Origin of the sequence: Geomicrobium halophilum (assembly GCF_014207655.1) — a bacterium.
Taxonomy (GTDB): domain Bacteria; phylum Bacillota; class Bacilli; order Bacillales; family Marinococcaceae; genus Geomicrobium; species Geomicrobium halophilum.
In genome coordinates, this window is the sequence record NZ_JACHHJ010000001.1 from 1,287,730 (window position 1) to 1,311,476 (window position 23,747).

General features: G+C 44.7%; 25 protein-coding genes. 2 read left to right on the forward strand and 23 right to left on the reverse strand.

Features of this window, described 5'->3' with window-relative positions; all coding sequences use genetic code 11:
• Positions 1-67: 67 nt before the first annotated feature.
• From HNR44_RS06295 to smc, 6 genes are all read right to left on the reverse strand, one after another.
• The gene (locus HNR44_RS06295; protein ID WP_184403219.1) at positions 68-298 is read right to left on the reverse strand and encodes a KH domain-containing protein; all 231 of its coding nucleotides are present in this window, start codon (positions 296-298) and stop codon (positions 68-70) included.
• Between the two features lie 8 nt (positions 299-306).
• Positions 307-579, reverse strand: a complete 273-nt coding sequence (gene rpsP / locus HNR44_RS06300; RefSeq protein ID WP_184403220.1) for a 30S ribosomal protein S16 — start codon at positions 577-579, stop codon at positions 307-309.
• Positions 580-707: 128 nt separating this feature from the next.
• Positions 708-2,063 (reverse strand): signal recognition particle protein, encoded by a 1,356-nt coding sequence (gene ffh / locus HNR44_RS06305; RefSeq protein ID WP_184403221.1) that lies wholly within the window; start codon positions 2,061-2,063, stop codon positions 708-710.
• Between the two features lie 11 nt (positions 2,064-2,074).
• Positions 2,075-2,380 (reverse strand): putative DNA-binding protein, encoded by a 306-nt coding sequence (locus HNR44_RS06310; protein ID WP_184403589.1) that lies wholly within the window; start codon positions 2,378-2,380, stop codon positions 2,075-2,077.
• A gap of 108 nt (positions 2,381-2,488) precedes the next feature.
• Positions 2,489-3,484, reverse strand: coding sequence for a signal recognition particle-docking protein FtsY (gene ftsY / locus HNR44_RS06315; RefSeq protein WP_184403222.1), 996 nt, complete (start codon positions 3,482-3,484; stop codon positions 2,489-2,491).
• 33 nt (positions 3,485-3,517) lie between these two features.
• Positions 3,518-7,117 (reverse strand): chromosome segregation protein SMC, encoded by a 3,600-nt coding sequence (gene smc, locus HNR44_RS06320; protein WP_184403223.1) that lies wholly within the window; start codon positions 7,115-7,117, stop codon positions 3,518-3,520.
• 171 nt (positions 7,118-7,288) lie between these two features.
• Between smc and HNR44_RS06325 the strand changes: the two genes are divergently transcribed.
• Positions 7,289-7,519 (forward strand): DUF1128 domain-containing protein, encoded by a 231-nt coding sequence (locus HNR44_RS06325; protein ID WP_184403224.1) that lies wholly within the window; start codon positions 7,289-7,291, stop codon positions 7,517-7,519.
• Between the two features lie 76 nt (positions 7,520-7,595).
• Here HNR44_RS06325 and rnc read toward each other — a convergent pair whose 3' ends face one another.
• From rnc to HNR44_RS06385, 12 genes are all read right to left on the reverse strand, one after another.
• Positions 7,596-8,360 carry a ribonuclease III gene (gene rnc / locus HNR44_RS06330; protein ID WP_184403225.1) on the reverse strand — a complete coding sequence of 255 codons (765 nt, stop codon included), beginning with the start codon at positions 8,358-8,360 and terminating at the stop codon, positions 7,596-7,598.
• 80 nt (positions 8,361-8,440) lie between these two features.
• Positions 8,441-8,671 (reverse strand): acyl carrier protein, encoded by a 231-nt coding sequence (gene acpP / locus HNR44_RS06335; RefSeq protein WP_184403226.1) that lies wholly within the window; start codon positions 8,669-8,671, stop codon positions 8,441-8,443.
• Positions 8,672-8,760: 89 nt separating this feature from the next.
• Positions 8,761-9,507 carry a 3-oxoacyl-[acyl-carrier-protein] reductase gene (fabG, locus tag HNR44_RS06340; RefSeq protein ID WP_184403227.1) on the reverse strand — a complete coding sequence of 249 codons (747 nt, stop codon included), beginning with the start codon at positions 9,505-9,507 and terminating at the stop codon, positions 8,761-8,763.
• Positions 9,508-10,452 (reverse strand): ACP S-malonyltransferase, encoded by a 945-nt coding sequence (gene fabD / locus HNR44_RS06345; RefSeq protein WP_184403228.1) that lies wholly within the window; start codon positions 10,450-10,452, stop codon positions 9,508-9,510. It lies immediately after the preceding gene.
• 3 nt (positions 10,453-10,455) lie between these two features.
• Entirely contained in the window at positions 10,456-11,448 is a 993-nt protein-coding gene (plsX, locus tag HNR44_RS06350) for a phosphate acyltransferase PlsX (RefSeq protein WP_184403229.1), read from the reverse strand.
• Positions 11,449-11,477: 29 nt separating this feature from the next.
• Positions 11,478-12,026: a transcription factor FapR gene (gene fapR, locus HNR44_RS06355; RefSeq protein WP_184403230.1), complete on the reverse strand. Its 549-nt coding sequence runs from the start codon at positions 12,024-12,026 to the stop codon at positions 11,478-11,480.
• 81 nt (positions 12,027-12,107) lie between these two features.
• The gene (gene recG / locus HNR44_RS06360) at positions 12,108-14,150 is read right to left on the reverse strand and encodes an ATP-dependent DNA helicase RecG (protein WP_184403231.1); all 2,043 of its coding nucleotides are present in this window, start codon (positions 14,148-14,150) and stop codon (positions 12,108-12,110) included.
• A complete protein-coding gene (gene sdaAA, locus HNR44_RS06365; RefSeq protein WP_184403232.1) occupies positions 14,147-15,034 on the reverse strand; it encodes an L-serine ammonia-lyase, iron-sulfur-dependent, subunit alpha in 888 nt (295 codons plus the stop codon). The genes recG and sdaAA overlap by 4 nt, the downstream gene beginning before the upstream one ends.
• Positions 15,035-15,044: 10 nt before the next feature.
• Positions 15,045-15,707 (reverse strand): L-serine ammonia-lyase, iron-sulfur-dependent subunit beta, encoded by a 663-nt coding sequence (gene sdaAB, locus HNR44_RS06370; RefSeq protein WP_184403233.1) that lies wholly within the window; start codon positions 15,705-15,707, stop codon positions 15,045-15,047.
• Positions 15,708-15,722: 15 nt separating this feature from the next.
• A complete protein-coding gene (locus tag HNR44_RS06375) occupies positions 15,723-16,595 on the reverse strand; it encodes a DegV family protein (protein WP_184403234.1) in 873 nt (290 codons plus the stop codon).
• Positions 16,596-16,613: 18 nt separating this feature from the next.
• Positions 16,614-18,281 (reverse strand): DAK2 domain-containing protein, encoded by a 1,668-nt coding sequence (locus tag HNR44_RS06380; protein ID WP_343069388.1) that lies wholly within the window; start codon positions 18,279-18,281, stop codon positions 16,614-16,616.
• A 28-nt stretch (positions 18,282-18,309) separates the two neighbouring features.
• Positions 18,310-18,672 carry an Asp23/Gls24 family envelope stress response protein gene (locus HNR44_RS06385; protein WP_184403235.1) on the reverse strand — a complete coding sequence of 121 codons (363 nt, stop codon included), beginning with the start codon at positions 18,670-18,672 and terminating at the stop codon, positions 18,310-18,312.
• A 159-nt stretch (positions 18,673-18,831) separates the two neighbouring features.
• On the opposite strand from HNR44_RS06385, the gene rpmB reads away from it, so the two are divergent.
• Entirely contained in the window at positions 18,832-19,020 is a 189-nt protein-coding gene (rpmB, locus tag HNR44_RS06390; protein ID WP_184403236.1) for a 50S ribosomal protein L28, read from the forward strand.
• Positions 19,021-19,221: 201 nt separating this feature from the next.
• Here rpmB and spoVM read toward each other — a convergent pair whose 3' ends face one another.
• The 5 genes from spoVM to HNR44_RS06415 all read right to left on the reverse strand — a co-directional run bounded on the left by spoVM (position 19,222) and on the right by HNR44_RS06415 (position 23,746).
• The gene (spoVM, locus tag HNR44_RS06395) at positions 19,222-19,302 is read right to left on the reverse strand and encodes a stage V sporulation protein SpoVM (protein WP_090397371.1); all 81 of its coding nucleotides are present in this window, start codon (positions 19,300-19,302) and stop codon (positions 19,222-19,224) included.
• 209 nt (positions 19,303-19,511) lie between these two features.
• Positions 19,512-20,156, reverse strand: a complete 645-nt coding sequence (gene rpe / locus HNR44_RS06400) for a ribulose-phosphate 3-epimerase (RefSeq protein ID WP_184403237.1) — start codon at positions 20,154-20,156, stop codon at positions 19,512-19,514.
• 2 nt (positions 20,157-20,158) lie between these two features.
• Positions 20,159-21,022: a ribosome small subunit-dependent GTPase A gene (rsgA, locus tag HNR44_RS06405; RefSeq protein ID WP_184403238.1), complete on the reverse strand. Its 864-nt coding sequence runs from the start codon at positions 21,020-21,022 to the stop codon at positions 20,159-20,161.
• Positions 21,023-21,059: 37 nt separating this feature from the next.
• Complete coding sequence (gene pknB / locus HNR44_RS06410) at positions 21,060-23,000, reverse strand: Stk1 family PASTA domain-containing Ser/Thr kinase (protein ID WP_184403239.1); 1,941 nt, start codon at positions 22,998-23,000, stop codon at positions 21,060-21,062.
• Entirely contained in the window at positions 22,997-23,746 is a 750-nt protein-coding gene (locus HNR44_RS06415) for a Stp1/IreP family PP2C-type Ser/Thr phosphatase (protein WP_184403240.1), read from the reverse strand. The genes pknB and HNR44_RS06415 overlap by 4 nt, the downstream gene beginning before the upstream one ends.
• Between the last annotated feature and the right edge of the window lies 1 nt (position 23,747).

Below are 23,747 nucleotides of genomic sequence, written 5' to 3' on the forward strand. Positions count from 1 at the left end.
CTCATTTTTGAGTACAAAAGGAGAAGTATCAAAAAAGGAAGGGAAAGTCTCCCTTCCCGCATATGAATTAATCAGCAATATTGAGCCGGATTTTTCCCCGATCTTTACTCGCAGCTGTTAGTACGGCCCGGATGGCGCTCGCGATCTTTCCATTCTTACCGATGACTTTTCCCACATCATCCTTATGAGCCGACAAAGTAATAACGGTGACACCGTCGACTTCTTCCTCAGTCACATTTATCTCCTCAGGATAGTCTACTAGCGCTCGGGCAATGGTTAAAACGAGTTCTTTTTGCATCGCTGCCCCTACTTGCCGTTTTTAGCTTCATGGACTTTAGTCATAATTCCCCGGTTCGAGAATAGACTGCGTACCGTATCAGATGGCTTCGCGCCTTCAAGCATCCATTTGACCGCTTGCTCTTCATCTACACTAAATTCCGTTGGTTCAGCAATTGGGTTATACGTTCCAATTTCTTCAATGAAACGTCCGTCTCTTGGTGCACCCGTTTCTGCGACAACAACACGATAGAAAGGCTTTTTCTTGGAGCCCATTCTTTTTAAGCGAATTTTTGTAGCCATTTTCCATTCCTCCATATTGTTTTATATTCAGGATTTGTACAGTTTTGTTTTGCACATTAGCCTATTATAAAGAAGTTGCTTTTACGTGTAAAGGGTTTTTCCTTTAAACCATAATCATGAATCTTACTTTAGCGCATGAATGGCAGCTGCATGCCGCCTTTTCCTTTCCCTTTCTTTTTCCCGTTCATCGAAGACATCTGCTTCATCATTTTTTTCATGTCTTCAAATTGCTTGAGCAGTTTGTTTACATCTTGCACAGTAGTACCGCTTCCTTTTGCAATTCGCCGCTTGCGGCTTGCATTCATCAATTTCGGATCCTGTTTTTCAGCTTTCGTCATCGAACGAACGATGGCTTCCACGCGACCGATCTGACTTTCATCGACTTGCATGTTTTTTAAGCCTTTCATCTTTCCGGCACCTGGAATCATGCCAAGAATGTCTTCAAGGGGACCCATACTTTTGACTTGCTCTAGTTGCTCCAGAAAATCATCAAAGGAAATATCGGCATTACGCATTTTCTTTTCTAATTCCTTAGCCCGCTCTTCATCAACATTGGTCTGTGCTTTCTCAATGAGGGAAAGAACGTCTCCCATTCCGAGAATACGAGAGGCCATTCGTTCAGGGTGAAACGTCTCGAGCTGGTCAATTTTCTCACCCATTCCTGCAAACTTAATCGGTTTCTCGGTCACAGCACGAATCGAGAGTGCCGCCCCACCGCGAGTATCACCGTCCAACTTCGTCAGCACGACGCCAGAAATCGATAATTGCTCGTTAAAATGTTCAGCTACATTCACCGCATCCTGACCGGTCATCGCGTCGACGACAAGAAGGACTTCATCCGGCTGAACTGCATCTTTCATTCCCTGTAATTCTTCCATCAGCGTCTCATCTACATGAAGACGTCCTGCCGTATCCAAAAGCACATAGTCATGATTTTCTGCTTTTGCCTGCTCAACCCCTTCGCGCACAATATCGACGGGGTTTGCTTCTGTACCCTGGGAATACACCGGCATATTCAACTGTTTGCCGAGCGTATTCAATTGGTCAATGGCCGCCGGCCGATATACGTCGGCAGCGACAAGCATCGGGTTGCGGTTTTTTTCCTTACGTAGATAATTGGCAAGCTTCGCAGCGGTGGTTGTTTTCCCAGAGCCTTGCAAGCCAACCATCATAATAACAGTGGGGGGTTTTTCAGCTTGTTCAAGCTTACTTTCTTCTCTACCCATTAAGTCCGTCAGTTCTTCATTGACGACTTTGATGACTTGCTGGCCAGGGGTTAAGCTTTTCATGACCTCTTGACCTACTGCCCGTTCTTTTACACGGTTGACAAATTGTTTAACGACCTTAAAGTTCACATCGGCCTCTAATAACGCTAAGCGGACTTCCCGGGCCATCGTTTTTACATCCGCTTCACTAACCTTTCCCTTGCCTTTGATCTTTGACATTGTCTCTTGCAATCGTTCTGCTAAACCTTCAAAGGCCATTTGTCTGCCCCCTATTCTTCGGATTGTTCCAATTCCTCAATGATGGAAAGGAGTGGTTCTGACCCAGCTTCTTGACGCAGTTCTTTATACAGCCGCTGACGCCAGCGATAGCGGTGATACAACAACAACTTTTCTTCATACTCCTCCAGCATTAACTCGCTTCGGCGGATGTTATCATATACCGCCTGGCGACTGACAGCAAAGCTCTCGGAGATTTCCCCGAGAGAGTAGTCATCAGAATAGTAAAGCTGTAAATAGTTTCGTTGTTTATCGGTTAAAAGAGGGTGATAAAAATCAAAGAGCGCATTCATCCGCATCGTTTTCTCTAGCAATGGTTCCACCCTAACTGTTAAGTCTATTACCTTTACAAGACAAGCATACAAGGAAGCTCTAGAGGTGTCAAGGCGCCCGACGGTTAAAGCCTCTTACTCAGCTTTATGATCACCAGCTTCCACCAGTTCTTGGAATAACCCATAAGTAAACTGCTCAGCGTCAAACGGTTGAAGGTCATCGAGTCCTTCTCCCAATCCAACAAATTTAACCGGGATATTAAGCTCATTACGAATCGCGAGCACAATCCCGCCTTTTGCCGTTCCATCAAGTTTTGTTAGTGCGATACCGGAAACATCCGTGAGCTCTTTAAAGGTCTTTGCCTGTGTCATTGCATTTTGGCCGGTTGTCGCATCGAGAACGAGCAACACTTCATGGGGTGCTGACGGCACTTCCCGGCTGATCACCCTCTTTACCTTTTCTAATTCCTTCATTAAATTCACTTTATTTTGCAAGCGTCCAGCTGTATCACAAAGCAGTACATCGGCCTTTTTAGATCGCGCAGACTGGATAGCATCATACATTACCGCGGCCGGATCCGACCCCTCTGCTTGTTTAATGACATTGACACCGACACGCTCTCCCCAAACGGCCAGTTGTTCAATAGCTCCTGCTCGGAAAGTGTCACCAGCTGCCAACACGACATTTTTGTTCTCAGATTTAAATTGATGGGCCAACTTTCCGATCGTCGTTGTTTTCCCAACGCCATTCACCCCAACGAATAGAATGACCGTCATTCCCTCATCGTTCATATTCAGTTCATAATCTTCACCGCTATAATCGAGCTTAGCAACCAATTTTTCACTAATGACGGGGAGCACATCTTTAGGCGCTTTCACATTTTGACGCTTCACTTCTGTACGGAGTTCCTCCGTCAATTCCATAACGGTATGGACCCCTACATCAGCAGAAATCAATAGTTCTTCTAATTCCTCGAAAAAATCTTCATCCACGGTTCGATACCTTGCCGCCAAGTCATTCATTTTCTCCGCAAACGAGCTACGTGTTTTTTCTAAGCCATCTTTAAACTTGGACGTAACTGTATCGGTTTGAGCTGTTACCCGATCTTTTAATTTCTTGAAAAAGTTCATTCAGTATCGTCCCCTCTAATGTATACATATAGACTACCCACCGGTTTCCAGTGCCTCAGTTTCTGGATTATGGGTATAGTGGGCATATTCTTCTAGCTTCACAGACACAAGACGGGATACTCCCGATTCCTCCATTGTCACTCCGTATAAAATATCGCTTGCCGTCATCGTCCCTTTCCGATGTGTAATTACAATGAACTGCGTGCTATGGCTAAACGTTTGTAAATAATTTGCAAAGCGTGCCACATTCGCTTCATCCAGGGAAGCTTCTACTTCATCAAGAACGCAAAACGGTACCGGACGCACATTCAGGATCGCGAATAAGAGAGCAATCGCGGTGAGCGACTTTTCCCCGCCTGAAAGAAGCGTGAGGGATTGTCGTTTCTTGCCGGGAGGGCGGGCATAAATCTCAATCCCCGATTCCAATAGATCATCAGGATCATCCAAAAGCAGGTCCGCGTCTCCCCCGCCAAACATGGCCGTAAACGTTTCTTTAAAATGTGTGCGGATCAACGCAAATGTTTCCCGAAACTTACGGGTCATTTCTTCATCCATTTCTTGTATCGCTTCTACGAGTGTATCTTTGCCTGCATGAAGGTCTTCTTGCTGTTCTGTTAAAAATTGGTATCGTTCGGATATCCGCTCGTAATCATCAATGGCACCAAGGTTTACACTTCCGAGTTCATCTATACTTTTTTGCACCAGCTTAAGGCGCTTACGCGCTTCTTCCACGGTTCCTTCGAGTGAGGATCGCTCTTTTGCAGCTTCAAAACTAATCGAATACTCCGATTGCAGGCGCTCAAGCAATTGATCTAACTCCATATCCAGGCGATTTTGTAATAGTTGAGCGTTATAACGCTTTTCCTCTGTATCGGCCATACGCTTTTCGAGGATAGAAAGCCGGTGTTCTTTCGTTTCAATCACTTTTTGTTGTTTTTCACGTTCATCTTTTAAGGAAGATACCTGCTTTTCAAGGTTTATTTTACGATTCTGCAACTGTTCAATTTTTTCATCCAGCGTGTGAGAACCTCCTGCCACTTCTTGCAGTCGCTCTTGTAAACTTTCTCGTTCTTTCCGCGCCGATTCCAAATCTTTTTGCTGTTGGGCAACCTCGTTTTGTAGACGCTCAACGGTTTGCTTCTGACTGTCGAGTTGTTCTTTCTTCGTAGCCCTTTGAATCCGCAACTGGGTGAACTTTTCCTGAAGGGCTTGTTCAGATTCAACTTGTTCTTCTTTTTCCTTTTCCTTGGTATTTATTTTTGACTGTACATGATCAATTTCTTCTGCCTCGCTGGCTGCTTTTTGCTCAAGTTCGTGGTACTGATCCTCCCACTGTTGTTGCTCCGTTTCAAGCGCTTGCTTCTCTTTCATGTATAGGGAGAGTTCTGAGTCAATTTTACTCGCCTGGGCATTGCTTTGAACGAGCGTTTGTTTGGCATCTGTTAACCGGGCCCGAACATCCTCCACAGCTTGCCGGTGATCTTTAACTTCTTGTTCGGTTTGATCTACCTTCTGCTTTACTGCCGCCACTTCTTGCTCGAGCCAAGTATTCTCGTTTTCGAGTTGCTTTTGTTTATTTTCCAGTTCCTCTTGTTCCCGTTGGCGGCTTAATAGTTCAAGCCCTTTTCGTTTATCACTGCCACCTGTCATTGATCCTCCAGGATTGATAATTTCGCCATCAAGCGTAACGATCCGGTTCCGGTATTGAGTGATCTTAGCTAATTGATTCCCGTACTTTAGATTCTCAGCAATAATCACGTGACCAAGCAGATTAGCTATGACATTAGAAAAACGTTCATCAACAGTAACAACCGTAGAGGCGGGACCGCAATAGCCCTCCTCGCCACGCAAACGTTCTTGGACAGATGGATTTAAAAAGCGAGGTTTCATGACGGTACGAGGTAAAAATGTGGCGCGTCCCTGCTTGTTCATTTTCAAAAATTGAATGGCTTGGCGCCCATCATGTTCAGCTTCCACAATTACATGCTGCATCGCTGCCCCGAGCGCTGTTTCCACTGCTTTTTCATATTGTTTTTCCGTTGAAATCAGTGAAGCTACAGCACCATGAATACCTGATAATTTACTTGCTTTAGCAGCTTGCAGTACAGCTTTTACACCTTGATAAAAACCGGCATGTTCATTTTCCATCCGATTTAACAACTGTAAACGAGCGCGTGTATCTTCAAAGTTACGATAACCGTTATACAATTTCTGCTCAACTTGTTGTTTTTCGGCTTGCACTTCAGAAAAACGTGTTTTGGATCTTTCGTAAGCCTCATTTTCTGATTGCAATTGGCTTTTTAGATCTTCATATTCTTGCTTCGCTTTTTCTTCTTTTTTGACTTGATCGTTCAGCCGGTTTTGATTGCCTTCATTCTCAGCAATCAAACGTTCCAACCTTCCTTTGATCCTTTGCGATTGCTCTTTCGTATAACGCATTTCATTATTACTCGCTGCCTGAGCATTCAAAAGATCAATGTATGTCCCCTTCAGTGTTTCTAGCTCTTCTTCTACATCCGTTTTCGTTTTACTCATATTTTTTTCTAGATCCTGAAGTTGCTCTTTAATTCGCTTTTCAGCATCTGAAGTAGACTGCAAGGTTTCTGCTTCATGATCCAGCTGTCTGCTTTTTTCTTCCCACGTATGCTGGAGGTCGCGAATCCTTCTTTCCAATTCGTCTAACCGCTCATGGGCATTGCTTCCTCGCTCAGCCATGAGGTTTCGGTGTCCTTCCTGCTGTTGCAGGGTTTCACTTGTTTCGAGTAACTGAGCTTGCATGGATTCTAGCCTTGTTTCCAAACGGGCCAAGGCTTCTTTTTCCTGGCCAAGGTCTTGTTGTTCATCGTCCAACTCTTTTTTTTTGCCTTTCAGATCCTGCTCAATTTCAACAAGCGACTGGTTCCCCTCTTCCCATGCAGCATGTTTTTCTCCAATATCATGACTGAGGATCGCTATATCTAAACGTTCAAATTCCTCCTGATGTTGTAAATATTCTTTAGCGGTGGAAGCTTGCCGCTCTAACGGTGCCAATTGTTCCCCCAGCTCGTGTAATATGTCTTGAACCCGGTTGAGATTGTCCATCGTCTCATGTAGTTTCTTTTCCGATTCTTGTTTCCGTGATTTATATTTCAGCACGCCTGCAGCGTCTTCAAACATCGCTCTTCGATCTTCAGGTTTCGATGACAAAACCTGCTCAACTTCCCCTTGCCCGATCATGGAATACGCTTCTTTTCCTAAACCGGAGTCAATAAGCAGATCAACGATGTCTTTTCTTCTGCATGCTTTTCGATTTATAAAATATTCACTTTCACCTGTGCGATATAAACGACGGGTCAAGCTGATTTCACTATACTCACTTGCCATATAACCGTCTTCGTTATCAAGAATGAGCGATACTTCAGCAATGTTCACTTTCTTTCTTGAATCGCTCCCAGCAAAAATGACATCTTCCATTTTTGCTCCCCGTAGTTTTTTTGCAGACTGTTCTCCTAGAACCCATCGAATACCATCCGAAACGTTGCTTTTTCCACTTCCGTTTGGGCCTACAATCGAAGTAACCCCTTTATGAAAGTCAACTTCCAAAGGAGCTGCAAATGATTTGAATCCAGTCACTTCCAGGCGTTTTAAATACATAGGCGCCCCCTAACTACAAATGCTACAATCACTTTTCATCTTTTTCACCAGGTCACAACCCACGATGCCCTCAACCGGGCATTTCTCCCGAATAATTTAAACAACTTTATACAATACCTTTTCAAACATGCTAAACCCTTTTACAATAGAGGGTAGAAAAGGAGGTCCCCAATGAACCTTAACGAAGCAACAGGAGAAAATCTAAATTACATTTTTAGTAAACTGCAGGAACGATTACAAGTCGTCAACACAGCCATTCTCGATCCGGACAATTACAACATCCAACAATATGATGATATCAAGGAAATCTATGATTACGTCGAAGGAAATGACAATATCAGTGTAAAAGAAATGGATGCACTCGTCTCAGAATTAGGACGGATTAAAACCCAAAGTTCATAATCTGTATGAAATATCGTCTATGTTTTATATTCCTCAAACAAACCCCTGTGTCCCATGACACGGGGGTTTTTCATCATTATTCCCTGACCTCTTCAGCACTTAAGCGCATAAGCGCATTTTGTGCCGCATGTTGTTCCGCTGCTTTTTTCGTCTTTCCTGATCCTTCCCCTTGATGATCTCCTCCCACAAAGACACGGGCAATAAATTCCCGGCTATGAGCTGGCCCTTGTTCAGATGCAATCTCGTACGTAATTGCTCCTGAAAAGAATCGTTGTACAAACTCTTGTAACTGGCTTTTAAAATCCATCACATCCGTATAACTGCCGTTTTCAATTTTACGATAGACGGTATCTTCGAGAAATGAATGCACAGCATCCATCCCTTGATCAAGGTAAAGCGCACCCACGAAAGCTTCAAACACATCCGCAAGCATACTCGGTCGTTTTCGACCACCTGTCTTATCTTCCCCTTTCCCAAGAAAGATTAAGGGGCCGAAATCGTATTGATGAGCAAGATCAGCTAATGAAGGTTCACATACGACCGCTGCGCGCAATTTCGTCATTTGCCCTTCTTGCATCGCCTGAAAGCGTCTGAAAAGATATTGAGAAACCGATAATTCCAAAACAGCGTCTCCTAAAAATTCAAGACGCTCATTATCCTTGTAATCACGGTGCCTCTTTTCATTGACATATGATGAGTGGGTAAAAGCCTGATACAACAGTTGATCATCAGTAAAATGTAATTGAAATCTATTTAATAACGTTCTAAACTTCTGTACATGATCTTTATCTACGTGTAATCTCTTATTACGTCCTTGACGATATTCTTGAGATGGTTTCATTATTTACACCCCATAGTACTGACCCTTTTTTCTGTAATGAGCAAAGCAAGCTTCACGAGGGAAGCTTGCTGCAACTTTCTTCACTGACTATCTATGTAGTTTACAACGTCAGCGACCGTCGAAATTTTCTCCGCTTCCTCATCAGAGATTTCCAGATCGAACTCATCTTCAAGTTCCATCACTAATTCAACAACATCTAATGAATCCGCTCCAAGATCGTCTTTAAACGTTGCTTCCATTTTCACCTCTGATTCATCGACACCTAAACGATCTACCACGATTTTTTGTACACGTTCTAATGTTTCTGCCATGATTTTTTCCTCCTCAATCGATCCTTTTTTGAACTTATAAATCCTCTTGCTTATTATAGAATATTCATAGGAAAATGACCAGTACTGACTTATGGCATATACATACCGCCGTCAACATGGAGCGTCTGCCCAGTCATATAACGACTTTGATCACTAGCAAGGAAAGTGACCGCTTCTGCCACATCTTCTGGACGTCCCAGTTCCCCAAGGGGAATTTGTGATAGCAAGTCTTCCCTTTTGTCATCTTGGAGCACATCGGTCATTTCTGTATCAATAAACCCCGGGGCCACAGTATTCACACGAATGTGACGTGTAGCAAATTCACGTGCAAGTGATTTCGTTAAGCCAATAACTCCTGATTTGGCAGCTACATAATTCGCTTGCCCAGGATTGCCTAGAACCCCAACAACAGAAGCAATATTCACAATGGCACCAGATCTCTGTTTCATCATAGGACGTGCTGCTGCTTTTGAACATAAGAATACACCTTTTAAATTTGTATCCACGACACTGTCCCATTCATCTGCTTTCATACGCATAACCAAATTATCCTTCGTAATCCCGGCGTTGTTAATGAGTAAATCGATGCGTCCAAAGTGATCAGTTACCGTTTTAAATAGTGTTTTCACTTCTTCTTCTTCCGATACATTTGCCTGAATAGAGAAAGCGTCCACACCATAAGCCTGGCAATCCTTCACAGTTTCAGCAGCCTTCGCTTCATTGCCGGCATAATTAATGGCAACATCAGCACCGTTCTGCGCAAGATGAAGAGCGATTGCCCGCCCAATCCCGCGAGAAGCTCCGGTGACGATAGCCTTTTTTCCTTTTAATAACATTCAAATGCCTCCTTTTATGCCTTCAATGCATGCCGCAACATCTTCCTGGTTTTCAACAGAAAACACTTGTATATTTCGGCGCTGAATTTTTTTAACGAGCCCTGAAAGGACTTGTCCACTTCCGACTTCAATAAATGTATCAACGCCGGCATCAAGGAGATAACGTACAGTATCTTCCCAAAGGACAGGGGCCGTTACTTGTGTAATGACCGAGTCTTTCAATATTGTAGCACTCGTTGTCGGCTTTGCGGATACATTCGGGATGACGGGAAATTTGCTGTCTTGAAAAGGGATACGTTTTAGTACTTCTTGCAGCTGTTTACGGGCAGGTTCCATCAGTTGAGAATGAAAAGGACCGCTTACATTTAGCGGAACGACACGGCGTGCTCCATGCTTTTTTGCCCGTTCGCTTGCCTTGTCCACTCCGCTGGTGGAACCGGAGATAACGATTTGCGGCCCATTTAAATTCGCCAATTGAACCGGTGAACCTTCCTCCGTTACTTCTGATACGACCTTTTCTAGAATGGTTCTTTCCACTCCCATTACAGCCGCCATAGCTCCTTCTCCAGAAGGAACCGCTTGTTCCATAAACTCTCCTCTTTTACGGACAGAAGCCACTGCATCCTTAAAACTCATCGCTTCCGCTGCCACAAGTGCACTATATTCGCCTAAGCTATGACCTGCCGTAAAATCCGGACGGATATCTTCTGCTTGTAACAATTGCAGTGCTGCTATGCTCGCCGTTAATAGTGCAGGCTGCGCATTCTCCGTTTGTTTTAAATTCTCATCAGGACCGTTTTCCATCAGCGCAGAAAGGTTAAAGCCCAAAGTCTCATTCGCTTGGTCGATGATCGTTTGCGCTTTCTGACTGTCCCGAGCTGCTGCCATGCCCATTCCAATCGCTTGCGATCCTTGTCCTGGAAATAAAAAGGCGATCTTCCCCATCCATTATTCACTCCTTTGCCTTTGTAAATCGGTGGCAATCACATCTGCTACCCCTTCACTCACCATTTGCCTGGCTTGGCGTATGGCATGAAAGACAGCCGTATGATCGGATGAACCATGGGCTTTTACGACAGGAGCTTTCAAACCAAATAACCCGGCGCCCCCATAATGGGAATAGCTTAGTTTTTCCTTAATATTTTTGAACGACGGCTTTAAAATGCCAGCTGCCATTTTATTCATCATCGTGGAAGTCAGCTCACTTTTTATAATCGAAAACAGTGATTCTGCCGTCCCTTCAATCGATTTTAATAAAATATTTCCAGAGAAACCGTCACAAACGACAACGTCACAGCCCCCGTTCATAACATCCCGCGCCTCTATGTTTCCAATGAACTCAAAGTCTGCCGATTTCATTCGCTCATACGCTTGTTTCGATAAATCATTGCCTTTCCCTTCCTCGGAACCGACATTAAGCAATCCTACTTTCGGTTGCTTACGATTTTTCACCTGCCGCATGTAGACGTCGCCCATCACACCATATTGAAATAAGTGTTCCGCACGGGTATCTACATTCGCTCCGACGTCCAAAAGGAGGAAGCCCTCCCCGTCAAGGGTGGGTAACATCGGGGCAAGTGCAGGACGCTCAAGACCATTGATGCGTCCGATTTGCATTAAACCTGCCGCCATCAACGCACCCGTATTCCCTGCTGAAATACAAGCATCTGCTCGTTTTTCACGAACGGCCTTTACAGCAAGCATCATTGATGAATCTTTTTTCTTACGTATCGCCTGTGTTGGCGTTTCATCATTTGTTATCACACTAGGGGTATGCACAACATCAATACGGTCATGCGCCGACAAGTGCGGGGCAATCTTTAATTCATCTCCGAGGAGCGTAATCGTCACATCCTCAAATGAACGTACAGCCGCCAGTGCACCGGCTACCTGAGCTTTCGGGGCATGATCTCCCCCCATCGCATCGATGGCAATTTTCATGTTGTTTCTTTCTCCTTTATCACGTAATTTCATCCTCGAGACATTACAAATTCGCCCTTAAAGACCAAAGCTTGATCGACATAACTGTTTACAGTGATTACTGGCCAATCATCACTTTTTTTTGTGACGCTGGCTTTAGCTACGACCCGTTCACCAGCCTGTACTTGACGCATGAATCGTACATTCGCACGTCCTGTAACCGCGAATTCATCGTTGATAATAGCGACTGCAAGCGAATTCGCTTGCGCAAAGAGATGGTGCCCTCTGGCGATTCCGCTTCTCGTAAACACTTGGTCTTCATGAATGTCGAGGATCGATATTGCGGTTTCATCCAACTGCAAATCAATGATCTCCCCGATAATTTCCTCGTTCGTCAATGCTTTTACATCATCATGATTTGTTTCTGCGACCTGTTTAATTCGTGTACGTAACTCCGGAATTCCCAACTCCGAACGATCCAAGCGAATCGTCTGCACACTCACGCTAAATCTCTTCGCAAGCGCTTCATCCGTAATAAAAGGGTTATTTTCTATCGTCTCTACCAGGTCTTGTTTCCGTTTCTGTTTTGATTGTTTCATTCTTGCACCGCTTTTCTTATGACTAGCTGCTAATCGTAGTGTGAATGACTATCCCTTGAAAATCAAGTCAAGAATCATCTGTTAATCCAGTTTTTTCCCTGACATTGCCCCTTGCTCTTTTATGTGATCTCGAAGCGGTTGATAATCAGCGTCTTGCCAAAATGTATCTGATTGAAGCAGCGCGTGAGCGTCATGCCGTGCCGTTTCTAATGCGCGGTAGTCATGGATAGGGTCAGCTAAATGAAAATCAGGCATGCCGCTTTGTTTTTGACCGAGTAAGTCCCCAGGACCACGCAGCTTTAAATCTTCTTCAGCTAAAATAAATCCATCGGACGTTTCCGTCATAATCCGCATGCGCTCTTTTGCCGTTTCTGATGAAGGGTCGCTAAGTAAAATGCAATACGATTGCAGTGCGCCTCGCCCTACACGCCCTCGAAGCTGATGAAGCTGGGAAAGACCAAACCGATCAGCATCGTAAATAATCATCACCGTTGCATTGGAGACGTTCACACCTACTTCAACGACCGTCGTAGCTACAAGAACATCAATGTCTCCCCGTGTAAAGGCCTCCATAGCCTCTTCTTTCTCTTCATTTTGCAGACGACCATGCAATAAACCGACCCGAGTTTCGATTAAAATAGATTGCAACTGATCATAGATGTCAATCGCATTTTGAACATCCAATTGTTCAGACTCTTCGATAAGGGGACAAATCACATATGCCTGTCGGCCTGCAGCGGTTTCTTTTTTAACGAAATCAAGCACACGATCGAGCATATCGGGCTTGCTCCAATACGTTTTGACTGTTTTTCGGCCACGGGGTTGTTCATCGATTCGAGAGACGTCCATGTCTCCATAAGCTGTAATCGCGAGCGTCCGAGGGATGGGGGTTGCCGTCATAAAGAGCGAATCAGGATTCCCTTTTTGCCTTAAAGCCCTTCGTTGACTAACGCCAAAGCGATGCTGTTCGTCAATAATGGCAAGACCGAGCTCCTGAAAAGGAACTGTCCCTTGTATCAACGCATGGGTACCCACAACTACAGAAATACTGCCCTGTTCCAGGCCTTCATGAACTTTTCTTCTGTCCGAAGCTTTTGTAGAACCGGTGAGCAGAGCAACATTTATACCATACGGTTGAAAAAGTTCCGAAAGACTTTCTGCATGCTGACTGGCAAGAATTTCGGTTGGAACCATGAGAGCGGCCTGTTTCCCTGCACTTACAACTGCAAACATGGTGCAGGCAGCCACCACTGTTTTCCCCGATCCAACATCCCCTTGTAAGAGCCGGTTCATTTTATAACCTGCTCGTAAATCCTCATATATTTCTTCCAACGAGCGATGTTGGGCATTGGTTAACGAAAAAGGAAGCCCGTCCACGAAACGTAAAGTTTCTTGTTCATTAAACTTCGTTGGCTCCGTCCGTTCGTTTTTTCTTAACGTTTGTTTATACGCCTGCATTCGTAATTGAAAGCGTAAAAATTCTTCATAAACGATACGGCGCCGAGCGTGCTTCAGTGCATTCGCCGTTTGTGGCTGATGGAGTGTGGTAAGAGCTTCAACAATCGTCGGCAGCTTATATTGCTGTCTGAAAGACAAAGGAAGCATTTCCTGGGGAAATACTTCTTGTTGGATCACCTGTTTGACCCATTGCTCGATTTGACGAACCGTTAGCTTTCCAGAAATAGTGTATACGGGAGAATACGGGCGCATCTCTTCCGGTTTTCCAATATCAAGACGCTGAGCGGTGAGGACAGCACGGTGACGGTTCCATTTTCCCGTCACCGTTACCGTCATATCCGGTTGAAGTTTCTTTTGCAAAAACGCTCGATTAAAAGCCACGACTTGAAGGAGATGACCGTCCACAAATAAACGAAAAGAAAGACGGTTTTTTTTACGTCCGTAATAATTCACATTTGGTGAACCCTGAACGCTGCCTACAATCGTTGCCTGAGCATCATGCTCAAGTTCTTCCACAGGACGAATGGCAACATTCTCATAACGGTGCGGCAAATGCCATAGTAAATCCTCACATGTAAATATACCCATACGGGCAAGATCCTGTTTTGTCTCAGGGCCAACACCTTTTAATGCCTCTACACTCGCTTCTGGTTGTAAGCTACTCATGACCGCTCTAAGGGGATATTAAAGATTTTCGTTTCCAGTTCTCTCCCCGTTGGAGTTGCTGCTAAACCACCTTGGGCCGTTTCTTTTAAGGCCGTTGGCATCGTTTCTCCAATCCTGTACATAGCATCAATGACTTCATCACAAGGAATACGGCTTTCTATCCCCGCAAGAGCCATGTCAGCGGAAACCATTGCAGTAGACGCACCAGCGGCATTCCTTTTCACGCAAGGGACCTCCACAAGGCCAGCAACTGGGTCGCAGACAAGTCCCAGCATATTTTTCAGCGTAATCGCCATCGCCTGGGCTGATTGGGCAGGGGTACCACCAGCCATTTCAACCGTTGCAGCCGCTGCCATACCAGCAGCCGAACCAACTTCAGCCTGGCAGCCGCCCGCTGCTCCAGAGATCGAAGCATTGTTCGCCACGACAAGCCCAAAAGCGCCGGAAGTAAGTAAATAACGCACCATATCCTCTCGGGACGGATCTAAGCGATCCCGCAAACTAAAAAGTACCCCTGGGACAACCCCAGCCGAACCGGCCGTTGGCGTGGCACAAATCGTCCCCATGGCAGCATTCACTTCATTTGTCGCCATTGCGCGGCTTACGGCGTGAAGCATCGTATCTCCACTTAATCCTTTTCCTTCAGCGATATACTGTTCAAGTTTCAGTGAATCTCCACCGGTAAGTCCAGAAACAGAACGAATATCTTCTTTTGAACCACGCTCTACCGCTTCTTCCATGATCGCTAACTTCTCGTCCATATCACCGTATACAGCTTGCCTTTTACGACCTGTCTCTTCAACCTCCTGTAAAAGCATAATTTCGGAGATCGAGAGTTGCTTACTCTCGGCAAGGTCTACCAATTCAGCAGCATTTCGAAACATGCTCTCACCTCTAATCGTTAATTTTCGCCACTTGTATTACATGTTCAAGCCCATTCAAGGCCTCTAAAATCCCTTGAGATACAGGCTGATCCACTTCAATGACCATTAGGGCTTCCCGACCCTTATCTTTACGTGAAACTTCCATATGGCCAATATTTAACTCGTGTGAAGCAAGGAGATTCGATACGTTCGCGATCACTCCATAACGGTCGGTGTGTACGACGAGAATCGCTGGATGGTGTCCAGATAGATTTAGGGGAAAACCGTTCAGTTCAATAATTTCTATTTTTCCGCCCCCTACCGAAATCGCTACCATTTCCATCGTTTGTGATGCACTCTCGAGACGAAGCTTCACCGTATTAGGGTGGTCGGTTAATGCTTCCTCTTCGTGAAAGCGAACACGCATCTTCATGTCTTTGGCATGCTCCATTGCTTCACGAATTCGTTCATCGAATGTATCAAAGTCCAGTAATCCCCCGACAAGTGCCACATCCGTTCCATGCCCCTTGTATGTTTTCGCAAATGAGCCATATAAGTGAATATTGACTTTTTTTGGCTGCTCAGAAAACAACAACCGTGCTAGTCTTCCAATACGAGCGGCCCCAGCGGTATGGGAACTGGATGGTCCTATCATCACTGGACCAATAATTTCTGAAACACTTCTAAACTTCATACATTCAACCCTCTCTCATTCACTTTCCTGTGCCGGAGCAGCGATCACTGCAATCGTTCCAGGACCTACATGCGAACCGATAACAGCCCCTATTTCTGTTGTCACCTCAGAAGTCACGTTAAGTTTGCTGCGAATATCCGTAAAAATCGTTTCAACAGCTTTCGGTGCAACAGCATGAGCAACCCCGACGTGGACCGGTTGTTTTCCGTAGGTTTCTTCGAGTTGAGAGACAATCCGTTCAAATGCTTTTTTACGTCCACGTATTTTCTCGTAGGGATAAACTTCTCCCTTTTTATTAAGAGAAAGAATAGGCTTCATTTTTAAAAGAGAACCAACCAACGCTGAGGCTTTTCCAATCCGTCCGTTTTTTTGTAAATATTCTAGCGTATCCACTATAAAATAGACGCTTGATGCCTGTATTAATTGTTCGAGCCTCTCCCTGCATTCATCCCTGTTTGCCCCACGTTTAGCGAGGCGTGCGATATCAGTCACAATGATGCCAAAGGAATAACTGGCTCCTTTCGAATCAATCACTTCTACGTTTGCTTTTGATGAAACTTCTTCAGCTGCAATCGATGCTGCCTGATAAGTACCGCTCAATTGAGAGGATAAATGAATGGAAAAAATCACAGTGTCCTCTTCTAAGCTATCCGCCAAGTCGCTATACAATGTTTCAAAGTCATAGGGGGATGGTTGTGACGTCGTAGGCATAACATCACTTTCCTGCAACTTCTCGTAAAACCCGGATGGGGTTAACTTTTCCCCATCCTTGTACGTTTCTTTCTCACCGAAATTTACGTTTAGTGGAATAACTGTGATGTCCAGTTCTTCAACCAAATCTTCCGGGATATCTGCAGTACTATCGGTGACCACTTTTACACTCGTCATACGTATCCACCTCCCTTTTTATTCTGCAGCGATAATATAATGATAAAGCGGCTGTTTACCATCATGAACTTCCGTCTCGACTTCATCATAATGATCATGAATATGAGTAACGAGAGCTTTTGTACTCTCCTCATCTGCTTCTTCACCGGCAATAATCGTGATCATTTCAATGTCTTCTTCAACCATAGAATCTGTTACTTTTTGCAAAGTTTTCAAGAGCGACTCGCCTGCACTTACAATTTGATCTTCCACAATGCCCATGAAATCGTTTTCTTTGATATCGATTCCGTCAATCGATGTATCGCGTATGGACTGGGTTACTTGCGCGCTTTTGACGGCTGATCGTCCAACCTTCATATTCTCTTCATTCGTTGTGACATCTTGTTCTGCATTAAACGCAAACATAGCCCCTAAACCTTGAGGTACAGACTTCGTTTCGATGACACGAACGTCTTCTTCTTCGAAAACGTCCGCTGCCTGCTTAGCAGTCAAGACTATATTTCCGTTATTCGGGATCAAAAAAACATGTTCAGCATTTGTTTTCTTAATCGCTTCAATAAATTGCTCTGTGCTCGGGTTCATCGTTTGTCCGCCTTTGATAATCTGATCGACACCAAGACTTGTAAACAACTCTTCAACCCCGCTTCCTATCGTTACTGCAATGACGGCATACGTTTGTTTTTCACTTGCAGGTCCTTCGTGAGTCTGACTGTTTGAAGAAGAGAGTGCTGCATGCTGCTCACGCATATTTTCAACTTTAACGTGAACGAGCTCTCCATATTTTTGTGCTTCATTCATGACGTATCCAGGGTACTCAGCATGAATATGTATTTTAATGAGATCTTCATCACTTACGACCAAAAGAGAGTCCCCGTACTGGCTCAACGTATTTCGAAAATTCTCTTCCCGGTAAGGATTTTCAGCTATTTTCTCATCGTCAAAACGAACCATAACTTCCGTACAATACCCAAATTCGATATCTTCTGCCGACATTTCGCCTTGAATGTTATGATGTTCAACCTGAACGAGCTCTTCCATAGAAGCCTGCTCTGGTTTCCAATCCGCTGTTGATTCACCTCTAAGTGCCGCGAGCATCCCCTCATAAATATGGACAAGACCTTGACCACCCGAATCAACGACACCTACTTCTTTCAAAGCAGGAAGTAATTCTGGGGTCCGTTTGAGAGAACGTTTGGCTTCTGCTATGGTCTCAGCGAGAACACTATCGACATCGTTGTTTCTACGGGCTTCTTTTTTCGCTGCTTTGGCCGCGTCCTTTGCAACTGTCAAAACTGTACCTTCCACAGGTTTCATAACCGCACGGTAGGCTGTACCCACCCCTTTTTCTAAAGCATTCGCAAGAACGCTCCCATCGATCTGATCGTTCTCTTCAACCCCTTTTGCAAACCCGCGGAACAATTGGGAGAGAATTACTCCTGAGTTCCCGCGAGCTCCCATGAGAAGTCCTTTTGAAAAGCGTTTAGCAACTGCTGAGGCGCGCATATCCCCCTCTTGTTTCATTTCTTTGACACCAGAACGAATCGTCAGGCTCATATTCGTACCCGTATCACCATCTGGTACTGGAAAGACATTCAATGCATCTACCCGTTCAGCATGCTGCTCCAGTACATGTGCACTTTCAGCAAACATCGCCAAAATCATTTCACCATCTATCTTTGTTGCCACGTGTCATTCACCTCACATTTGCCTTCACTTAAGGATTGCTTACGCGAACCCCTTGCACAAAAATATTTACGGAATCTACCGAAAGGCCGAGCATTTGTTCAAGTTGATATTTTACTTTCGTTTGTACATTATGGGCTACTTCTGATATTTTCGTGCCATAACTTACAATAATGTACATGTCAATATGAAGATCTTCTTCAATTTCACGGATCACAACACCACGTGAAAAATTATCTCTTTTTAACAGTTCGGATAGTCCGTCCTTGATTTGTTGCTGTGAAGCCATTCCCACAATTCCATAACAATCTGTTGCTGCGCCTCCTGCGACGGTAGCAACCACTTCTTTTGATATATCAATCGATCCTAGTTGAGAATTCATTTCAAGGGCCATAACCATCCTCCTTAACATTGTGCAGATTTACTACCGCTATCTTACTATATTTTCGCTGTTTTTCAAACAAGTAAACGCCATAAAAGGATTGATTTTAGTTGGTGAGATGTGCTACGATGATCGAGTGTACAAAGCGGAGTGGATAAAGGAGGTTATCTTATGTCAAGAAAGTGTATCGTAACAGGACGCGGCCCTAAAGCAGGCAACAAGCGCTCTCACGCTAACAATGCAACGAAACGCCGTTGGGGCGCTAACGTACAAAAGGTACGCGTTATGGTTGATGGGAAGCCTAAACGAGTATATGTTTCCGCAAAAGCCCTAAAAGCCGGCAAGGTCGAGCGCGTTTAATGCGCTGACAGCCGGTTTTTTATTTTGGTAAATACATTGTCAAATCGAAGAACAAAAAAACGGGCAAGTGAGTCGCTAAGTAGAAAGCGTTCGAGTGCGAAGAAAAGGTGACTTTCAGCTTTAGAATGTTGTTCTTCCAGGCTTTTTGAATATCCTCTATAACGAAAAAAGCACCGTAAGCCGGTGCTTTTTTCTTGGTTCTTATTCTTTCTTAAAAGAACTTAGAACCGCGCGGACGACCCCTCCTAAAAATTTCGGCAGCTTAATCGTATAAAATTTCATTACTATTCCTCCTTGAAGGCGAGCTTTAAGCAAGGATAAAGGATGACGACACATACGGATTCTTCTATATGTATATTCACCCAATGAGAAATAGTACATCATTTTTTCATGTTTTTTATAGCTCGTAGATAAAAAACCCAACTGCTATCATTAAAACTAGAAAAGACCGCCCCCTCCATATTTGCTGCTAAGGGGCAGTACTTATCCTTTTATTCCCGTAGTTTTCCAATCGCTTCACCACGGTCTGTATGTTTAAATACATATGATCCTGCAACGAGAAGGTTTGCCCCTGCCTGAGTGCACAATGGAGCTGTCCTTTCGTCCACGCCACCGTCCACCTCGATCCATAGATCTTTTTTCGTGTTTTCACTCATCACTTTTACAGCTTCAATTTTCTCCAGCACACTATGAATAAAAGATTGACCGCCAAAACCGGGATTTACCGTCATTAATAATACGAGGTCAATATCTTTAATGATATGTTTTAGAATATCCACCGGTGTGTGGGGATTGATCGCTACCCCTGCTTGAGCTCCATTTTCTTTTATCAAATGAATGGTTCTATGTAAATGAGGACAAGCTTCCGCGTGGACGGTCACGATATCCGCACCCGAATCGATAAACGCGGGGATGTAGCGATCCGGTTGTTCTATCATAAGATGTACGTCCAATGGCAATGTCGTTGAGCGCTGACATGCTTCCAAAATAAGGGGACCAATGGTGATATTAGGTACAAAATGTCCATCCATCACATCCACATGGATCATATCTGCACCCGCGCCTTCCACGGAGTGAATCTCGTCTGCTAACGATTTAAAATCAGCCGCCAATAAAGACGGTGCAACTTTCACCATGACTAATACCTCCTGTTTTTTTCAATTTCATCATAAAATTGCATATAGTGTTCATGACGAGTAGAAGCAATTTCGCCGCTTGCCGTCGCTTCTTTTACCGCACAACCGTCTTCTTTACGGTGGGTGCAGCCCCGATACTTACAGGCCGCTCTAACTTCCCGGATTTCCCGGAAACAGTCCTGAACCAGCTCAGGCTCAATTCCGGTAAAATCGAGCGAACTAAAACCCGGCGTATCGGCAACGCTTCCACCCGCGATGTTTAAAAGTTCAACTTGTCGTGTTGTATGCTTCCCTCTCGCCAACCCTTCCGAAATTTCCCCCGTTTCCAGGGAAAGATTGGGGTCAAGATGATTGAGAAGTGTTGATTTCCCAACTCCTGATTGCCCAGCAAGAACGGTTAAGCGTCCTTTCAAATAAGGAAGAAGAGCCTCGCTATTTTCACCCTTTTGTCCTGAAACGAAAATCAACGGATATCCCAAACCCTGATAAATGTCTTGATACTCTCTAAACGCGGCGAGTTCTTCCTCAGTTGCAATATCTTTTTTCGTGACTACAATGACTGCATCTGCTTCAATCGCCTCCACATGAACAAGCATGCGATCCAATAAGTAAGGGGAAAATGCAGGCTTTGTCATTGAAAATACGAGGAACGCCTGATCAATGTTGGCCACCGGAGGACGGTGCAACTCGCTGTCACGCTTGAGTACAGCTTGAATATAATGATGTTCAAACTGGACGAAATCACCAACCAATGGCTTGATCTTTTGCTTTCTAAATAAGCCGCGTGCACGACAGCGAAACACACCTTCTTCGTTTTTCACTTCGTAAAAACCGCCTACCGCCTTTACAATTTGCCCTTCTTGCAATGGGACCTCCCTCGAGGCAGATCATTGCCTCTTATTTTTATTCTTCATAGGAAAAAGAGTTCGCTTGTGCTTCTTCACCATTGACATAAAGCGTATAAGAGCCCTCCGTATCCGGAGTGACTTCAAGTGGCACACGGTACGTCGTTGACGTCGTAATTTCCTCTTCTACAAAAATGGCGGGCTCATCGGTTGTAGCATCTTCATAAACGATTTCAATATCGTAAACGGATTCGTTATCCTCCTGCTCAGAAACTTCAACGGGTATGACCGCTTCCACCGTTTGTACAGGATCGTCCTCTTCTTCCTCTGGTGCCGGGCCATCCGAGACGACAAAATTAATTTCACTTCCTTGTGAAATCGTTTCATACGGAGCAGGATCATGAGAAATGATATCACCTTCAGGCACAGTGTCCGAATAAGTGCTTTGAAATGATCCGGTTAAATTGTTCGTTTCTAAATAATTATTGACACCTTCTTGGGAAGTGCCGGTTAAATCTTGCAGCGTAACTTCCGGGGTTTCACTATAGGTAAGCCGAACCCTCGTTTCATCTGCGATCACTTCCTCATCCGCAGCAGGCTCCTGGTCAACGACTAAATTCGATGCAACCTCATCTGTTTGTTCGGAAACAAGTTCAATATCCGAGAAAACTTCCAGCTCCTCTTCCGCCTGTTCAACATCCAAACCAATAACGTCAGGCATCTCCATGGTTTCCTGTCCTTCGCTTATAGAAAGGGTTACTGTTTGGTTTTCGAGCATCGTCCTTCCTGCAGCAGGATCCTGGTAATAGACCTCCCCTTCTTCCACCTCGTTATGAAATTCAAATTCCGTTTCTACCTCGAGGGCAGATGCATTCATCGTTTCGATCGCTTCTTCCTCTTCTAAACCGACAACATCTGGTACCTCAACTTCATCCGGGCTTAAGAGTTCAGGGATAATGGTAAAAGCCGCGAAAAATCCCAGGATAGGAAGTAAAGCGACACCTAATATTTTCCAAATTCCCCATTTCTTTTGCTTCTTATCTGGTGCTTCATTTTCACCCTCTTCTTCAGGAACACCTGACCCACGTGTATCTTCCATTTCAGCGCCTGTATGAATCGCTGGAATCGGTTTGGTCTTTTCTTCATCCTGGTTATCAACAAAAATTGGCTCTTCATTTATGCGTTCCGGCAATAATGCTGTCTCTGTCTCAGCATATATTTCCTCCACATTCTCGTATCGCTGTAAAGGATCCTTAGCTGTAGCTTTTCGGATCATATTGTTGATACTCTCGGGTAAATCAGCACGAAGATCTTTCGCATTCGGAAACGGGTCCTGCAAATGTTTCAACGCAATTGACACAGCTGAATCAGCATTATAAGGAAGGAGACCTGTTACCATTTCATAGAGAATGACACCAAGAGCATAAATATCGGTTTTCACTGTAACCGCACCTGCACGTGCTTGCTCTGGTGACAGGTAATGAACAGAACCTAGCACGGAATTCGTATGCGTAATCGTCGCTGCCGACGCAGCGCGCGCAATTCCAAAATCAGTGACTTTTACCGTACCGTTTTCATCCAGTAATATGTTTTGCGGTTTTAAATCCCGGTGGATAATGCCCTGTTCATGCGCATAGGCGATAGCAGCTGTTAATTCCGAAAAAATGTTCATCGTTTCCGGAAAGGAGAGGGCACCATTATTTACAATTTTATCCTTTAATGTGTTCCCACCTACATATTCCATTACAATGTAAAAAAGGTTATGATCCTCACCCACATCGTAAATGTCGACAACATTTGGATGCACGAGACTCGTAGCCGCCTGCGCTTCCAGGCGAAACCTCCGCACAAACTCATCATCATTTACGTGATGAGGCTGGAGCACCTTTACAGCAACATCTCGTTCGAGAATGATGTCACGAGCATGATAGACGTACGCCATGCCGCCTCCTATATACGACTTGACTTTATAACGCCCATCAATGCGTTCTCCAATCATGGATGACCCTCCCCATCCACGTTGTGATAAACGAGGAGGACAGTAATATTATCCTCCCCCCCGCGCTCAAGTGCTTTTTGCACCAGTGCATCGGCCGATCCATCAATCTCTCTGTCGCCAAGCAGCGTTTCTTCTATATCTTTTTCCAGTAGTTTATCAGACAGGCCATCGGAACAAAGCAATAACGTGGACTGCTTTGGGAATTCGTAATAACCGACCTCAACTTCAACTTCGGCTTGAGTTCCAAGCGCGCGGGTAACTACATTTTTCCTTGGGTGATTTTCGGCTTCTTCCGGTTTTAATTGCCCAGACTTTACGAGTTCATTAACTAGAGAATGGTCACTCGTTAATTGAACCATTGAAGGAGGTTGGAGACGATATGCACGACTATCCCCGACGTGACCAATTACCAATCCCCCTTCATAGATGACAGAAGCCACCAATGTCGTGCCCATCCCTCTATAAGACTCATCTGCTATAGATTTTTGAAACACTGCATCATTTGCCCGTTGAATTTCTTCTGTTAACCAACGCTTGATCGCACCATATTCATTTTTAGGGGGGTGATGATCCCAGGCGTCTTTCAAGGCTTTCACGGCCATTTCGCTCGCCACATCTCCGGCACGATGCCCCCCCATCCCATCAGCGACAATGGCAAGGATCATATCTTCTTTATAAAAAAGATCACCTGCGTCTTCATTGTGTTCACGTAATTTACCCACGTCTGTCCTGAACACCGCTTCCATG

Coding starts and splice junctions, on each gene's coding strand:
- smc (WP_184403223.1), bottom strand. CDS start 7,117: ATGTATTTAAAACGCCTGGAAGTGACTGGATTCAAATCATTTGCAGCT.
- plsX (WP_184403229.1), bottom strand. CDS start 11,448: ATGAAAATTGCCATCGATGCGATGGGGGGAGATCATGCCCCGAAAGCT.
- HNR44_RS06415 (WP_184403240.1), bottom strand. CDS start 23,746: ATGGAAGCGGTGTTCAGGACAGACGTGGGTAAATTACGTGAACACAAT.
- rpsP (WP_184403220.1), bottom strand. CDS start 579: ATGGCTACAAAAATTCGCTTAAAAAGAATGGGCTCCAAGAAAAAGCCT.
- HNR44_RS06375 (WP_184403234.1), bottom strand. CDS start 16,595: ATGACGAGTGTAAAAGTGGTCACCGATAGTACTGCAGATATCCCGGAA.
- rpe (WP_184403237.1), bottom strand. CDS start 20,156: ATGGTGAAAGTTGCACCGTCTTTATTGGCGGCTGATTTTAAATCGTTA.
- sdaAA (WP_184403232.1), bottom strand. CDS start 15,034: ATGTTTCGAAATGCTGCTGAATTGGTAGACCTTGCCGAGAGTAAGCAA.
- fabD (WP_184403228.1), bottom strand. CDS start 10,452: ATGGGGAAGATCGCCTTTTTATTTCCAGGACAAGGATCGCAAGCGATT.
- ftsY (WP_184403222.1), bottom strand. CDS start 3,484: ATGAACTTTTTCAAGAAATTAAAAGATCGGGTAACAGCTCAAACCGAT.
- pknB (WP_184403239.1), bottom strand. CDS start 23,000: ATGATTGGAGAACGCATTGATGGGCGTTATAAAGTCAAGTCGTATATA.
- ffh (WP_184403221.1), bottom strand. CDS start 2,063: ATGGCCTTTGAAGGTTTAGCAGAACGATTGCAAGAGACAATGTCAAAG.
- fapR (WP_184403230.1), bottom strand. CDS start 12,026: ATGAAACAATCAAAACAGAAACGGAAACAAGACCTGGTAGAGACGATA.
- HNR44_RS06310 (WP_184403589.1), bottom strand. CDS start 2,380: ATGCGGATGAATGCGCTCTTTGATTTTTATCACCCTCTTTTAACCGAT.
- rpmB (WP_184403236.1), top strand. CDS start 18,832: ATGTCAAGAAAGTGTATCGTAACAGGACGCGGCCCTAAAGCAGGCAAC.
- spoVM (WP_090397371.1), bottom strand. CDS start 19,302: ATGAAATTTTATACGATTAAGCTGCCGAAATTTTTAGGAGGGGTCGTC.
- fabG (WP_184403227.1), bottom strand. CDS start 9,507: ATGTTATTAAAAGGAAAAAAGGCTATCGTCACCGGAGCTTCTCGCGGG.
- HNR44_RS06385 (WP_184403235.1), bottom strand. CDS start 18,672: ATGGCCCTTGAAATGAATTCTCAACTAGGATCGATTGATATATCAAAA.
- sdaAB (WP_184403233.1), bottom strand. CDS start 15,707: ATGAAGTTTAGAAGTGTTTCAGAAATTATTGGTCCAGTGATGATAGGA.
- acpP (WP_184403226.1), bottom strand. CDS start 8,671: ATGGCAGAAACATTAGAACGTGTACAAAAAATCGTGGTAGATCGTTTA.
- HNR44_RS06325 (WP_184403224.1), top strand. CDS start 7,289: ATGAACCTTAACGAAGCAACAGGAGAAAATCTAAATTACATTTTTAGT.
- rnc (WP_184403225.1), bottom strand. CDS start 8,360: ATGAAACCATCTCAAGAATATCGTCAAGGACGTAATAAGAGATTACAC.
- recG (WP_184403231.1), bottom strand. CDS start 14,150: ATGAGTAGCTTACAACCAGAAGCGAGTGTAGAGGCATTAAAAGGTGTT.
- HNR44_RS06295 (WP_184403219.1), bottom strand. CDS start 298: ATGCAAAAAGAACTCGTTTTAACCATTGCCCGAGCGCTAGTAGACTAT.